Genomic DNA, 13,586 nt, shown 5'->3' with positions numbered 1-13,586 from the left:
CGGACTTCAAGATTTCCTGATCGTACGAAAACTCAGTTCACTCGTAATGGATGACTGAGGACTCCCCGGCATGACGACCAGCTGAAGACCGGCGTCGCCAGCTAACCATCGCATCACTCTTCACGCAGATCCTGCCCCAGCACATGGGACAACGCCAAGGGTGGCTGATCCTCGCCTCGACTCAGCCAGGCTTCGCTGGCATGCCAGCCATATAGCTGCCATCCGCGCAGCCGGTATGACCGATCGTGTACACGATCGTACAGCACTACACCGCGTCCATGCGCCATCGGCAGGGCGAACCAGACCTGGCCCGGTGCCACCGAGATGGTTGGCTCGACGTGATCGATAACTATGCTCTCGCCGATGCGACAACGCCGTTCATGCATCCACGACACATCCATGGACGCGATCTCCGCGGAATCATCCAGAGGCAACCACACTGGCGGCTGCAGTTCGATGAGCTTTGCAGAGGGCCCCACCGAGTTCATGGCCAGGTCGCGCCATTCGGGCGAGGCTGCCGCCATCGCGGCATTGCGCAGTGGCTTGTGATCCTGCCAGGACTCCAACAGCATCAGCAGTGAAAAACCAACCAGCGCCGCCAGCAACGTCAACGTCAATGTCGAGGGATGCGTGTCAAGTGACCGGTAAGTAGCGATCAGCAAACCGGCCAGCCCCCAGCGCAGAGCCAACCTGACGATCTCGCTCCAGCGATGCAGGCGCGGCAGATGTAACAGCTGGGTGGCGGCCAATCCCAGCAGCAACGGCAGATCGAACCACCACGGTAGATACGCGAGCAATACCGTCCACACGATGGCCAACAACCACGCTGGCCATCCACGCCATGGATGGGTGCGGTTTATCCGCACCACACCCTTGCGTTGCGGAATATGCGCATCCACGGCGAATCCTCGCCCCAGGTATCCGGATGCCAGCTCATCTGGGCGGTGCGGAACACGCGCTCGGGATGCGGCATCATGATCGTCACGCGGCCATCCGCTGCGGTGAAACCAGCCATGCCTCCCGGTGAACCGTTCGGGTTGAGCGGGAAGTTTTCGGTCGGCTTGCCGCGATTGTCGACAAAACGCAGCGCATTGCCGGATTTAACCGGGTTGCTCGACGGCGAAAAGTTCACGCGCCCTTCGCCGTGCGCCACCACGACCGGAATGCGCGAGCCGCCCATGCCCCTGAAGAACACGCTCGGCGAGTCGATCACCTCGACCGTCGCCAGACGCGCTTCGTACTGCTCGGACGCGTTGCGCAGGAATTTCGGCCAATGCTGTGCGCCGGGGATGATGTCCTTGAGCTGGCTCATCATCTGGCAACCGTTACACACACCCAGCGCGAACTTGCTGGGATCGGCGAAGAATGCCGTGAACTCGGCACGCAGCATCTCGTTGTACAGAATCGACGCAGCCCAGCCGCGGCCGGCGCCAAGCACGTCGCCGTACGAGAAACCGCCGCAGGCGGCAAAGCCGCGGAAATCGCCGAGCTTGATGCGGCCGCTGGCGAGATCGGACATGTGCACATCCACCGCCTCGAAACCGGCGCGGGTAAACGCCGCCGCCATCTCGACCTGGCCGTTCACGCCCTGCTCGCGCAGGATCGCCACGCGCGGCCGCGCGGATTGCTTCAGATACGGCGCCGCGATGTCTTCGGCCGGATCGAAGCTGAGCTTGGGACTGATGCCGGCGTCGGCATCGTCGGTGCGCCAGGCCATTTCCGCATCGGCGCTTGCAGGGTTGTCGCGCAGGCGCTGCATGGCATGGCTGGTTTCGTTCCACGCTTTGAACAACTGCGTCCAATTCCACTTGAACAGCGTCTCGCCACTGAGGAACAACTTGATGCCGAGTTTTTCCTTCGGACGGCCGATGCGGCTGGTCATGCCGGCCAGGCCATGCTTCACCAGCAAGGCTTCGAAAGCTTCGCGATTGGCCGTGGTCACTTGCAGCACTGCGCCGAGTTCTTCGTTGAACAATGCGCGCAGGGTGGGCTCGCCCCAGCCGTCCAGGGTGATTTCCAGACCGCAGTGTCCGGCAAAAGCCATCTCCAGCAACGTGACGATGACGCCGCCGTCGGAGCGGTCGTGATAAGCCAGCAACAAGCCGCTGCGATTCGCTTCCTGCACGAGGTCGAACAGCGCTTTCAGGCGCTTGGCATCGTCGAGATCCGGCGGCACGCCACCGCCGCGATTGAACACCTGCGTCAGGCACGAACCGCCAAGACGCGCGCGACCAGCCCCCAGATCGATCAACCACAGATCGGAATCGCCACGATCAAGCCGCAACTGCGGCGTGAGCGTACGACGCACATCGCCGACACGCGCAAAACCGGTGATGACCAGCGACACCGGCGCAACCGTGCGCTGCGGCGTATCGCCATCCTTCCACACGGTTTGCATGGACAGTGAGTCCTTGCCTACCGGAATGGAAATATCCAGCTCCGGACACAGCTCCATGCCCACGGCCTTGACCGCTTCGAACAGCGCGGCGTCTTCGCCCGGATGATTGACCGCCGCCATCCAGTTGGCGGAAAGACGGATCTCACCCAGATTGTCGATCGGCGCCGCGGCGAGATTGGTAATGGCTTCGCCGACCGCCAGACGCGCGGCATCGGCACTATTGAGCAGGGCCACCGGCGCGCGTTCGGCCATCGCCATCGCTTCGCCCTGGTAGCCGTCGAAATCGAGCAGCGTGACTGCGCAATCGGCCACCGGCACCTGCCACGGGCCGACCATTGGATCGCGTGCGCAAAGGCCACCCACGGTACGGTCGCCGATGGTGATCAGGAAGCTCTTGCTGCCGACCGTCGGCAGGCGCAACACGCGCATCAGCGCTTCTTCCATGGCGATGCCGCTGAGATCCGGCACCAGGTCGATGCGTGGCTTGATGCGCTTGGCATCGCGATGCATGCGCGGTGGTTTGCCGAACAACACATCCATCGGCAGATCGATCACCGTGAGATCACGGCGCGGATCGGTAACGCGCAACACACGCTCCTGCGTGGCATGGCCGACCACGGCGTAAGGACAGCGCTCGCGTTTGCAATACGCCTCGAACTCCGGCAGATCCGCCGTGGCGATCGCCAGCACATAGCGTTCCTGCGATTCGTTGCTCCATACCTGCATCGGTGACAGCGACGGATCGTCACAAGGCACTTTCGACAGATCGATGTCGCCGCCTACGCCGGCATCGTTGAGCAGTTCGGGGATGGCGTTGGACAAGCCGCCCGCGCCCACGTCGTGGATGCTGACGATCGGATTCTGATCGCCACGCGACCAGCAGGCATCGATCACTTGCTGGCAGCGGCGCTCCATTTCGGCGTTGTCACGCTGCACGGAGGCAAAATCGAGTTCTGCGCTCGACGCACCGGAAGCCACCGACGACGCTGCGCCACCACCCAGGCCGATCAGCATGGCCGGACCACCCAGCACGATCACCGCCTGACCGGGTTGCACCTCGCGCTTCTGCACGTGTTCGCGACGGATGTTGGCGAGACCGCCGGCGATCATGATCGGTTTGTCATAGCCGCGGCGTACGCCGGCTTCGCCGGTTTCATGTTCGTAGGTGCGGAAGTAGCCGCCCAGACACGGACGACCGAATTCGTTGTTGAACGCAGCGGAGCCGAGCGGACCATCGCGCATGATTTCAAAAGCGCTGGCCATGCGCGGCGGCAGCGGGCGATCCACTTCCCACGGCTGCGGATAACCGGGAATGCGCAGGTCCGACACGGAAAAACCGGTCAGGCCAGCCTTCGGCTTGGCGCCGCGGCCGGTCGCGCCCTCGTCGCGGATTTCGCCACCTGCACCGGTCGCGGCACCGGGCCACGGCGCAATCGCGGTGGGATGGTTATGCGTTTCCACCTTGATGGCGTAATCGATGCGCTCTTCGCTGGCACGCCAGACGCCATCGGCGCCACTGACGAAACGTTTGCCGGTGTTGCCTTCGATCACCGCTGCGTTGTCCTTGTAGGCGGACAGCGTATGCGCGGGAGAATGCTGGTGCGTGTTCTTGATCATGGCGAACAGGCTCTTGTCCTGCGCCTCGCCATCCAGCGTCCAGCTCGCGTTGAAGACCTTGTGGCGGCAATGCTCCGAGTTGGCCTGCGCGAACATGAAGAGTTCCGCGTCAGTCGGATCGCGCCCCAGTTCGGCGTAGCGCTCGGCGAGGTATTCAATCTCGTCATCGGCCAGGGCCAGACCCAGTTCGGCATTCGCCTTGGCGAGCGCGGTGCGCGGATCGGCACCGAGCGCCACATGGACCAGGTCGCCGGGCTTGCCGCCCAGGAACAAACCCTGTGCCTGACCGAGGCTGGCCAGCACCGACTGCGTCATCGCGTCGTGCAGCACGCCCAACACATCCTTGTAAGCGGCATCACCCGCAGCAGGCAGCCCGCTTACCTGCCAAGCCAGGCCACGCTCAACCCGGCGCACGTTGAAACCGGCGCCATGCAGGATATCGGTAGCCTTGCTGGACCACGGCGAAATGGTGCCCAGACGCGGCACCACCCACAGCGATGCGGGCTGGGGCCGGCCATCTTTGGCCTCCAGCGCTTCCAGCAGCTGCGTATGCTGCTCGCCTTCGGGCATGGCCGCGGCGTCGATGAAGTAGACAAACCAGGAAGCCTGCACTTTGACGCCACGATGCAAGGCATCCAGGCGGGCGTTGAGGCGTTCCAGACGAAAAGGCGAGAGGGCGCTCTGCCCGTCGAGTGCGATCATGCGGGGGAAAAGGCGCTAAGCGGTGGAGCGCCGTATTGTACCTTAGCGGCGCTGCGACCGCCCGCTTCGAGAATGTCCTCGGGGAACATCCCCTCAGACCGATGGGCACGAATCAGGCCGATGGCAGCAGCACCGACCAAGCATGCCCTGCCGTCAACCCTTGCTTTAAAGCTCTTCGTGAGTCCGCATGAAGCGCGCAAAACGCGGCTTGCAGCCGGCTGTCGTGCCCTGGTAGCGGTACGTCACCAGGCTGCCCACGGGTGGTGGGTTGCGGCGCTGCTCATCGGTGAAACCCGTACCGATACGAAAACGTGTGCCATCGGGCATTTCCACCAGCAACGCGCCCATCATGCCGTCGTACTTGCCCTTGCCGGGCGCATAACCCACCACCTTGGCCTCGGCATCGTCATAGGGTTTGAACTTGAGCAGATCGCCGTTGCGCCCGGCGTGATAGAGCGATGCGCCGCGATGCAGGACCAGGCCCTCACCGCCGCCGCGCACCACGTCATCCATCCGCCGCTTCAATTCGGCTTCGTCAGCGACCTTGAACTGCCTCACCGCCTGCACCCAGGGCAGGTCCAGCCTGGCTACCTGCCGTTGCAGCACCGGGATGCGCTGATCGAAAGTTCCCGGCTGTCCAGGCACATCGAACACCATGTAGCGGATATGACGCCAGGCCTCATCACTGGCCGGCTGCTGGCGAACGGTGCCGGAGGCCAGTTCGAACTGGCCACGCCCGGCCCAGAGCTCGCCATCCATCGGGGTTCTGGGCCAGTTTGCGGTGAACCATGCCGGTGCCGGGATCACGGCACCGCTGCGGCTGAGCAGTTTTTCGCCATCCCAATAGCCGCGCACACCATCGTATTTTTCACTGACCCAGTAATCGCCCAGTGCAACACCCGGGTGATAGACGTTCGCCAACATCACCGGCGACGGCGTAGCACTGACGGCGTAAACCGGATGGCCGACGAGTCCGATCAGAAGCGGCAGAACGCAAAGCGCGCTTGCCGGTCGCAAAGGCTTTCGCATAAACACCTCCCTGCGTGTGAGTGGCGCGCGCCGGCTGGTTTGAACAGCGGCGCGAACACGAACGCATTGTGGGGAGGTGTCAGGGATGAAACGATCGGTCAACCACCCGTCGTAGAGTGCTCCTGCACCGCTTCCAGCATCTCGGCCGGCGACAGGTAACCACCGATCTGGGTCCCGTCCTCGGCATAGACGGCCGGCGTACCGGTCACGCCCAGCTTCAAGCCGAGGTCGAACTGATCCTTGACCGGGTTGTTGCAGGTGGCCGGCTTGGGGTCATGTCCTTTCTTGGCGGCTGTGAACGCCTCATTGCGATCCGAAGCGCACCAGATCGACACCATCTCGTTGTAGGTCTGGGTGGGCTTGCCGTCCTCGCCAATCACACCGCTGCGCGGCCAGGCCAGGTACTGCACCGCGATGCCTTCCTTGTTGAATGCGTCGATCTGCTGATGCAGCACGCGGCAATAGGGACAGGTCACGTCAGTGAACACTGTCACCGTGTACTTCGGATTCTTCGGCGCAAATACGATACGGTCGGTGACCGGCACCTTGGCCAGTTCCGTCTTGCGATAGCTGGCCCAGGCATCGTCGGTCAGGCTCACGCCTTTGACGCCATCGATCAGGTCGCCATTCATTACATACTTGCCATCGGTACTGACATAAACCAGATGGCCGGAAGCGATCACCTGATAAAACCCGGGCATGGGCGCGGGCGTAATCTGATCGATCTGCGCCTTGGGCACAAGCCGGAGAATCGTCTGCCGCACGGTGTTTTCAGGTGTGTTGGCGGCTGGCGGCGGCGTTGAAACAGCAGCCTGGGCCATGCTGGCGCCGGCATGGATGGCCAGTGCACCAGCGCAAAGCATCAACCAGAACTTCTTCGACATCACAACCTCACTGCAAGCCGGCGCCGTGCGAAATCACAGGCCGTTAGAGGCGTGAAGTATCGCATACCGGCTGTAAAGGGCTGCTCAACCGGTCACCAAATTCCATGCGCGAACAACCATCACCCACGCGGGTGATGTTGGGCATGCAAACGCTTCAGACCTTCCTTGGCCACCAACGTATAAATTTGCGTGGTGCTCAGGACGCTGTGCCCCAGCAACATCTGCAGAGCACGCAGATCCGCACCGTGGTTCAACAGATGGGTGGCAAAGGAATGCCGCAACACGTGCGGCGAAATGCGCTTGGCGTTGATGCCGACCGATGTGGCATAGCGTTTCACCAGCGTCCAGAACATCTGGCGGGTCATGCCCTCACCGCGTTTGCTCAGAAACAGCGCGGCGGGCTGCCTGCCCTTGGCAAGCACCGGACGTACCTCGGCCAGGTAGGCCTGAATACGCTCCAGCGCTACCTCGCCGACTGGCACCAGCCGGTCCTTGCCGCCCTTGCCGGTCACCCGCAATACACCCTGGCGAGGATTCAACGCGGCCAGCGGCAATTCCACCAGTTCGGACACGCGCAAACCCGAGGCGTACATCAGTTCGAACATCGCCCGGTCGCGCAGCCCCAGCATGGTGCTTGCATCGGGGGAGTCGAGCAGCGCTTCGATCTCCCGTTCCGCCAGCGCCTTGGGCAGGCTGCGCGGCATTTTGGGACGCTCGATCAGCAGGGTTGGATCATCGAAACCGGGCTCGTTGCGCGCCAGCGACGCATAAAAGCGGCGGAAGGCCGATTGGCGCCGGGCCATCGAGCGCACCGCCACCGGCTGCGCCCCATGAAAAGCCGACAGATCTTCGCGCTGTGCGTTGCGCAGGTTTCGTCCGCGCGCCGCCAGCCAACGCGCCAACGTCTCCAGGTCCTGCCGATAGGCATCGAGCGTGCGCTGGGCCAAACCATCCTCGGACCAGACCCGTTCGACGAAGGCGGCGATCTCCTGCGCGTCGGCTTCGGCGACACCGGCCTGGCCTTCCTGACTGACTTGCTCTTTACGGGTGCTTGCTTTCATGCGCACGATGCTGGGCATTGCGCAGGCGCCTTGCAAGCTATCCGATGACCCAAGCGACGACGATGGATGTGATTTGCCCACTGTGGCGGCGGCTGATCGCCCTGGTCTATGACCTGGTCGCGACGCTCGCGATCGTGATGGTGGTGGGCTTGCTTTGCCAACTGGCCACCCGTGGCCAGTTGATTACTACCGGCTCACAGGTGCATATCGCCTGGTGGTACCAGCCGCTACAAGCCGTGGTGGTGGCAGCCTATTTCGTAGTGTCGTGGCTGCGCGGCGGCCAGACCCTGGGCATGCGGCCCTGGCGCATTCGGGTCACTGCCGGCGACGGCGGGCGGATCTCCGCCCGGCAGGCCCTGGTCCGCGTGCTGGTCGCTGCCCTGCCCTTGCTGCTCCTGCTGCTGGCGCCGGCGCTCGGCCTGAAGACGGCGCTCTGGGCGGTCGCCGGCGGTTGGGTGGCCTGGTTTGCGACGGCCCTGTTTGCCCCACGTCGCCGTGCCCTGCATGACCTTGCGGCGGGGACAGAAATCCGGCTAGTCCTATAAATATTCGCGGGCTTCTGGCGTCTAATAACACTTAGGACGATCCCGAATTAGCAAGTCGTTGATTTACAAGTCTTTGATTTGAAAGACATCAACAATCTGTCGCAGCGCAGCAATTCGGGCTCATAACGAGCTATCATGCAGCTTTAGAAGAACCCCCGGTCTGCCGCCATGCTTTATCAAATTCACGAATGGCAACGCGCCTTCCTCGGCCCGCTCAGTTACTACGCCGAAGCCAGCGCCCGCATGCTTACCGATCCCAGCAGTCCGCTGGCCCAGCTACCGGGCGCTCAGCGCGCGGCAGCCGGCTATGAGCTGATCTACCGCCTGGGCAAGGACTACGAGAAACCCTCGTTCGACATCCACAGCATCACCAATCCCCAGGGCAACCAGATCGCCATCGTCGAGCGCGTGGATCTGGAAACCCCGTTCTGCCAGCTCCGCCGCTTCAAGCGCTTCAGCGACGACCCGGCAACCATCGAGAAGATGAAGAACGAGCCGGTGGTATTGGTGGTGGCGCCACTGTCGGGCCATCACGCCACGCTGCTGCGCGACACGGTGCGTACGCTGCTGATCGACCATAAGGTGTACATCACCGACTGGATCGATGCGCGCATGATCCCGGCCGCGGCCGGTCCGTTCCATCTGGACGATTACGTCGCGACCATCGAGCAATTCATCCGCCACATCGGCGCAGAATCGCTGCACGTGATCTCGGTGTGTCAGCCCACCGTGCCGGTGCTGGCGGCGATCTCGCTGATGGCATCGCGCGGTGAAGTCACGCCACGCAGCATGACCATGATGGGCGGCCCGATCGATCCGCGCCGCAGCCCGACCCAGGTCAACAACCTGGCTATGACGCAACCGCTGAGCTGGTTCAAGGGCAACGTGATCCACACCGTGCCGACCAACTATCCGGGCCATGGCCGCGAGGTCTATCCCGGCTTTCTGCAGCACGCCGGGTTCATTGCCATGAATCCGAACCGCCACTTCAACTCGCACTGGGATTTCTATCTCAATCTGTTGCGCGGCGATCTGGACGATGCGCAGGCACACCGCAAGTTCTACGACGAATACAACGCCGTGCTGGACATGCCCGCCGAGTATTACCTCGACACGATCAACGCCGTGTTCCAGCAGTTCCTGCTGCCGCGCGGTCTATGGGACGTAAATGGCGAGCGGGTAAATCCGGCCGCGATCAAGCGCACCAGCCTGCTGACCATTGAAGGCGAACTGGACGATATCTCCGGTATCGGCCAGACGGAAGCGGCGCACGATCTGTGCACCGGCATTCCGTCAACGCGCCGTGCGCATAAGGTGATTGAGGGTGCTGGTCACTACGGCATCTTTAGCGGTCGCCGCTGGCGCGAGGTGGTGTATCCGCAGGTGCGCGATTTTATTCGGCGCTCGGATGTGGCGTTGGTGGCCAAGCAGGCCTGATTTCAAGTGCAGTTTTCAGCCAAGCACTCACTCCCTCTCCCCTTTGGGGAGAGGGAACAAGCGTGCAGCAACGCTAAGCGGCGAAGAATGTCCTGAACGCATCAATCACGCGTTCCACGCCGGCATCATCAACATCCAGATGCGTCACCAGCCGCAGCGTCGGCAAATAGCCAATACTGATTCGCACCGAAGCGGCACGCAGATGCGCATCCAGTTCGCGCAAGCGCGCCTGTGGCACATCGACGAACACCATGTTGGTGTGCAAGCCAAGCAGTTTCACGCCGGAAATATCGCGCAGGCCTTCGGCCAGCCGCGCCGCACGCGCATGATCCTCCGCCAGCCGCGCGACATGATGATCCAGCGCATAAAGACACGCCGCCGCCAACATGCCAGCCTGGCGCCAACCGCCACCCGCCACCTTGCGCCAGCGCCGTGCCTTGTCGATCAAGGCTGAAGAACCCACCAGCACGGAGCCGACTGGTGCGCCCAGTCCTTTGGAGAGGCAGATCGAGACGCTGTCGAAATGATGAGCGATCTCGCGCGCCGGCACGCCGCCGGCAACGGCCGCGTTGTAAAGCCGGGCGCCATCCAGGTGCAGCGCAAGTCCACGCTCACGCGTGAAATCGCGTGCGGCACGCAGGTAATCCATCGGCAACACGCGTCCGTGCCAGGTGTTTTCCAGCGCCAGCAAGCGCGTGCGCGCAAAATGCGGATCGATCGGCTTGATGGCTGCGGCTACCTTATCCAACGGCAGGGAGCCATCCACATCGTGCGCAATCGGCTGCGGCTGAATCGAACCCAGCACCGCCGCGCCACCACCCTCGAATTTGTAAGTGTGCGCATCCGCACCAACGATGTATTCGTCGCCGCGCTCGCAATGGGACATCAATGCAAGCAGATTCGACTGGGTTCCGGAGGGAACAAACAACCCAGCCTCGAAACCGAGATCTGCCGCAAGACGCTGCTGCAAGGCATTGACCGTGGGATCTTCACCATAGACGTCGTCGCCCACGTCTGCATCAAGCATCGCCGCACGCATGGCGGACGTCGGCTTGGTTACCGTGTCACTGCGCAAGTCGACCCAACCCATGGCACACCTCTCTCGCTACACAAAGATAGGCCACTTTGCCGAGCACCGCGGCAATCGGCAAGCGTTTATGGCCCGCTTAGCGCCTCTCGCCATAACGCGGGCGGCAGGATGACAAAAAGTCCCTCGCGCTTCGTACGGCGGGCCAGCCGCAGCAGCGCGTCGTCGCGGGTCAGCAAGGCCACCGCAGCGGATTGGTATGCCAATTCAAGGAATTTCTGATCGTCCGGATCACGGCAGCGTGGCAAGGCCATGCGACCCGGTTCCGGCGTATCCAACGTCACGCAGCGAACGTAGTTCTCAAAGCGTTCGCTTGCCTGTGCACGACGCTGCTCGCTCAGCTTCAGCTGCGGATAGCTCAATACCGCTCGCCATTCGTCGCGGCAATCGGCACGCGTGATCAGTTCGATATCACCATCACGCAGGGCATGCAGCAGTGAAGCGCACTGCGGGTCGTCGAACACGAACAGATCCAGGCAGACGTTCGTGTCCGGAACAAACCGCGGCGGCACCGGCGACATCATGCCGCCCGTATCAGGCGTGATTACGGAAGTAGTACCAGCCGACACCTGCCAGCAATATGGCCGGCAGAATATTCGCCAGCAATGGCGGAATGCCGTACACGGTACCGAAGCTCACGATCGCCTTCTGCACGAAGTACCAGCTGATCGCCAGGATCATGCCCATGAAGATGCGCTTGCCCAGGCCGCCGGAACGCAAGGCGCCGAAGGCGAACGGCATCGAGCACAACACCAGCACGAGCACGTTGAACGGATACATCACGCGGCTCCACAGCGGAATTTCATAGGGCCGGGTGTTTTCGCCGTTTTTCTTCTTGTAGTCGATGATGTGTTCCAGGTCGCGCATGGCCAGGTACTGCGGCTGTACCAGCGACTGCTGCAGCACTTCCGGGTCGAGCTTGGAATCCCAGCGCTCGCTGGTCGCGGTATGACTGTGCACGCCGTTGTCGTCCAGCGTGGTGCTGCGCACATTGTCCAGCACCCATTCCCTGCCCACCTGTTCGGCGGTGTTCGCCTGATCGAAGCGGCTCAACTGCTGGCCATCGGGCGTCAGCGTGAAAACGCGCACGTCGCTCAGCTGTACGTACGAGTGATCGCCGGCATTGCGCAAGGCACTGTTCTTCGCATTGATGATGCGATCACCGTCGCGCGCCCACAAACCACTGTTGGTCATGCCCATATTGCCGTTGGAGCGCAGGAGCAACTCCAGGTTCTGCGCCTGCTGGTCGCCCCAGGGGCCGACGGTTTCGCCCATCACCACCACGCCGGCCACCAGCAACGCCACGACGCCGACCGCCGACACCGCAATCCGCAGGCGCGACATGCCGGCCGCGCGCAAGGCCGTCAGTTCGCCGGTCGATGCCAGGCCGCCGAGGCCAAGCAGACCCCCGATCAGCGACGCGAAGGTAAACATCTCGTACATGCGGCGCGGAATCGTCACCACCACGTAGAAGATCGCATTGCTCAACGTGTAGCCGTTACGGCCGATGTAGCCGAGCTGGCGCACGAACTGCATCATCGCGTCCAGGCCGATCAGCACCAGCCAGACCAGCATCATTGAACCGAGCACGGTCACGCCGATCAGCCAATCCACGCGTTTGATACGTACAGCCGCCATCAGGCACTCGCCTTGCGCGGCTTGCGCGCGATGTAATGGTTGCGGAAAGCCGACGCCGCAATCATGAACAGCGCGACGCTAAGCAACCACATCGGCCAGGCATGATGCCAGTGGCCCTTGGCCAATTGGCCGCGGCACAGTGCCAGCAAGTTGTAATACAGAAAGAAACCGAGCACCGCGATCAACATGCGTCCATAACGCGGTTCACGCGGGGTCTGCCGCGACAGCGGCATCGCCAGCATCAGCAGCGCGAGCGTCATCATCGGCACCACGGTGCGCCAGGCTAACTCGGCGCGCCCGTCCGGCGTGGTGTTCTTTATCAGATCGCTCATGTCCAGGTTATGGATCGGATCAGCCTCGTCGTCGGACTGAATGGCGGACAGCGCGCTGTCATTGCGCACGTATTTCATGCGGCGCCAGTTATCGGCGCCCAGTGGAATTTCGTACTGCCAGCCGGTATTGAGGGCCAGATAGCGATCGCTGGAATCGCTGTTGGAATACAGGTGGCCGTTTTTGCCGGTGGCCATCTTCATGGTCAGGCTGCCGTCCTTGTTGACGCGCTCCTGCGCGATGAAGGTATTGCCCAGCACTTGTCCGTCGCGGCTCAGGTAGTCGACCAGGATGATGCCGCCCTTGCCCGGCAGTTCGGTAAAGCGGCCGGCGTCGAGGCCCGCGGCGATGATGGATCGGTTGGCCGCGGCAACCAGGTCATCCGAGGTCTTTGAAGCCAGCGGCCCCAGCCACAGCGACACCGTGCTCACCGCGACAATCATGACCGCCGCAACGATCGAGGTCGGACGCAGCAGCCCGGCCATGCCCATGCCCGAGGAGGCCAGCACGTGCATCTCGCTTTCGCGGTACATGCGACCAAACGATTGCAGCACGCCCAGGAAGCCGGCCAGCGGCAGCATGGTGGAGAGGCTGTCCACCATGTTCAGGCCCAGCACCTGGAACATTACGCTGGCCGGAAAGCTGCCTTTGGCGACCTGTTCCAGCACGTGCGCAAAAGAGGTGCCAGCCATGATCACCAGCAGCACAATGACAGTGGCGCCAACGGTTTGGCCAAGCTCACGTAGGAAGTATCGGTCTAGGATGCTCAGCATGCGATAGAATCGTGGGTTCCATGCCCCTCCAGCCGTGGAGAGGCAAACCTTTAGTCTAGCCGGTTCAACGCGCGCCGGCCTCCCG

General features: G+C 62.6%; 11 protein-coding genes. 2 read left to right on the top strand and 9 right to left on the bottom strand.

The window, feature by feature from the left end; all coding sequences use genetic code 11:
- Positions 1–113 precede the first annotated feature (113 nt).
- The 5 genes from ISP19_RS16620 to xerD form a co-directional block, all read right to left on the bottom strand.
- Complete coding sequence (locus ISP19_RS16620) at positions 114–899, bottom strand: hypothetical protein (protein WP_204683534.1); 786 nt, start codon at positions 897–899, stop codon at positions 114–116.
- A complete protein-coding gene (purL, locus tag ISP19_RS16615; protein ID WP_204683533.1) occupies positions 857–4,717 on the bottom strand; it encodes a phosphoribosylformylglycinamidine synthase in 3,861 nt (1,286 codons plus the stop codon). The genes ISP19_RS16620 and purL overlap by 43 nt, the downstream gene beginning before the upstream one ends.
- 165 nt (positions 4,718–4,882) lie before the next feature.
- The gene (locus ISP19_RS16610) at positions 4,883–5,746 is read right to left on the bottom strand and encodes a DNA ligase (RefSeq protein ID WP_204683532.1); all 864 of its coding nucleotides are present in this window, start codon (positions 5,744–5,746) and stop codon (positions 4,883–4,885) included.
- A gap of 98 nt (positions 5,747–5,844) precedes the next feature.
- Complete coding sequence (locus ISP19_RS16605) at positions 5,845–6,630, bottom strand: thioredoxin fold domain-containing protein (protein ID WP_204683531.1); 786 nt, start codon at positions 6,628–6,630, stop codon at positions 5,845–5,847.
- Between the two features lie 119 nt (positions 6,631–6,749).
- Positions 6,750–7,691: a site-specific tyrosine recombinase XerD gene (gene xerD, locus ISP19_RS16600; RefSeq protein ID WP_239556884.1), complete on the bottom strand. Its 942-nt coding sequence runs from the start codon at positions 7,689–7,691 to the stop codon at positions 6,750–6,752.
- A 44-nt stretch (positions 7,692–7,735) separates the two neighbouring features.
- Between xerD and ISP19_RS16595 the strand changes: the two genes are divergently transcribed.
- Together ISP19_RS16595 and ISP19_RS16590 are read left to right on the top strand one after the other, a co-directional pair.
- Positions 7,736–8,236, top strand: coding sequence for an RDD family protein (locus ISP19_RS16595; protein ID WP_239556883.1), 501 nt, complete (start codon positions 7,736–7,738; stop codon positions 8,234–8,236).
- Positions 8,237–8,404: 168 nt separating this feature from the next.
- Positions 8,405–9,673 (top strand): polyhydroxyalkanoate depolymerase, encoded by a 1,269-nt coding sequence (locus tag ISP19_RS16590; RefSeq protein WP_204683529.1) that lies wholly within the window; start codon positions 8,405–8,407, stop codon positions 9,671–9,673.
- A 73-nt stretch (positions 9,674–9,746) separates the two neighbouring features.
- On the opposite strand, the gene ltaE is transcribed toward ISP19_RS16590, so the two are convergent.
- The 4 genes from ltaE to lptF form a co-directional block, all read right to left on the bottom strand.
- The gene (gene ltaE / locus ISP19_RS16585) at positions 9,747–10,763 is read right to left on the bottom strand and encodes a low-specificity L-threonine aldolase (protein WP_204683528.1); all 1,017 of its coding nucleotides are present in this window, start codon (positions 10,761–10,763) and stop codon (positions 9,747–9,749) included.
- A gap of 65 nt (positions 10,764–10,828) precedes the next feature.
- The gene (locus tag ISP19_RS16580; RefSeq protein WP_204683527.1) at positions 10,829–11,284 is read right to left on the bottom strand and encodes a putative toxin-antitoxin system toxin component, PIN family; all 456 of its coding nucleotides are present in this window, start codon (positions 11,282–11,284) and stop codon (positions 10,829–10,831) included.
- 10 nt (positions 11,285–11,294) lie between these two features.
- On the bottom strand, positions 11,295–12,398 hold the full coding sequence (gene lptG, locus ISP19_RS16575) for an LPS export ABC transporter permease LptG (protein WP_204683526.1): 1,104 nt from the start codon (positions 12,396–12,398) through the stop codon (positions 11,295–11,297).
- A complete protein-coding gene (gene lptF, locus ISP19_RS16570) occupies positions 12,398–13,501 on the bottom strand; it encodes an LPS export ABC transporter permease LptF (protein WP_204683525.1) in 1,104 nt (367 codons plus the stop codon). Before lptF ends, lptG begins: the two co-directional genes overlap by 1 nt.
- Between the last annotated feature and the right edge of the window lie 85 nt (positions 13,502–13,586).

Source organism: Dyella flava (genome assembly GCF_016904955.1).
GTDB lineage: Bacteria > Pseudomonadota > Gammaproteobacteria > Xanthomonadales > Rhodanobacteraceae > Dyella_B > Dyella_B flava.
This window is presented reverse-complemented; position numbering and strand designations above follow the sequence as displayed.

Coding starts and splice junctions, on each gene's coding strand:
- ltaE (WP_204683528.1), bottom strand. CDS start 10,763: ATGGGTTGGGTCGACTTGCGCAGTGACACGGTAACCAAGCCGACGTCC.
- lptF (WP_204683525.1), bottom strand. CDS start 13,501: ATGCTGAGCATCCTAGACCGATACTTCCTACGTGAGCTTGGCCAAACC.
- lptG (WP_204683526.1), bottom strand. CDS start 12,398: ATGGCGGCTGTACGTATCAAACGCGTGGATTGGCTGATCGGCGTGACC.
- ISP19_RS16605 (WP_204683531.1), bottom strand. CDS start 6,630: ATGTCGAAGAAGTTCTGGTTGATGCTTTGCGCTGGTGCACTGGCCATC.
- ISP19_RS16595 (WP_239556883.1), top strand. CDS start 7,736: ATGACCCAAGCGACGACGATGGATGTGATTTGCCCACTGTGGCGGCGG.
- purL (WP_204683533.1), bottom strand. CDS start 4,717: ATGATCGCACTCGACGGGCAGAGCGCCCTCTCGCCTTTTCGTCTGGAA.
- ISP19_RS16610 (WP_204683532.1), bottom strand. CDS start 5,746: ATGCGAAAGCCTTTGCGACCGGCAAGCGCGCTTTGCGTTCTGCCGCTT.
- ISP19_RS16580 (WP_204683527.1), bottom strand. CDS start 11,284: ATGATGTCGCCGGTGCCGCCGCGGTTTGTTCCGGACACGAACGTCTGC.
- ISP19_RS16590 (WP_204683529.1), top strand. CDS start 8,405: ATGCTTTATCAAATTCACGAATGGCAACGCGCCTTCCTCGGCCCGCTC.
- xerD (WP_239556884.1), bottom strand. CDS start 7,691: ATGAAAGCAAGCACCCGTAAAGAGCAAGTCAGTCAGGAAGGCCAGGCC.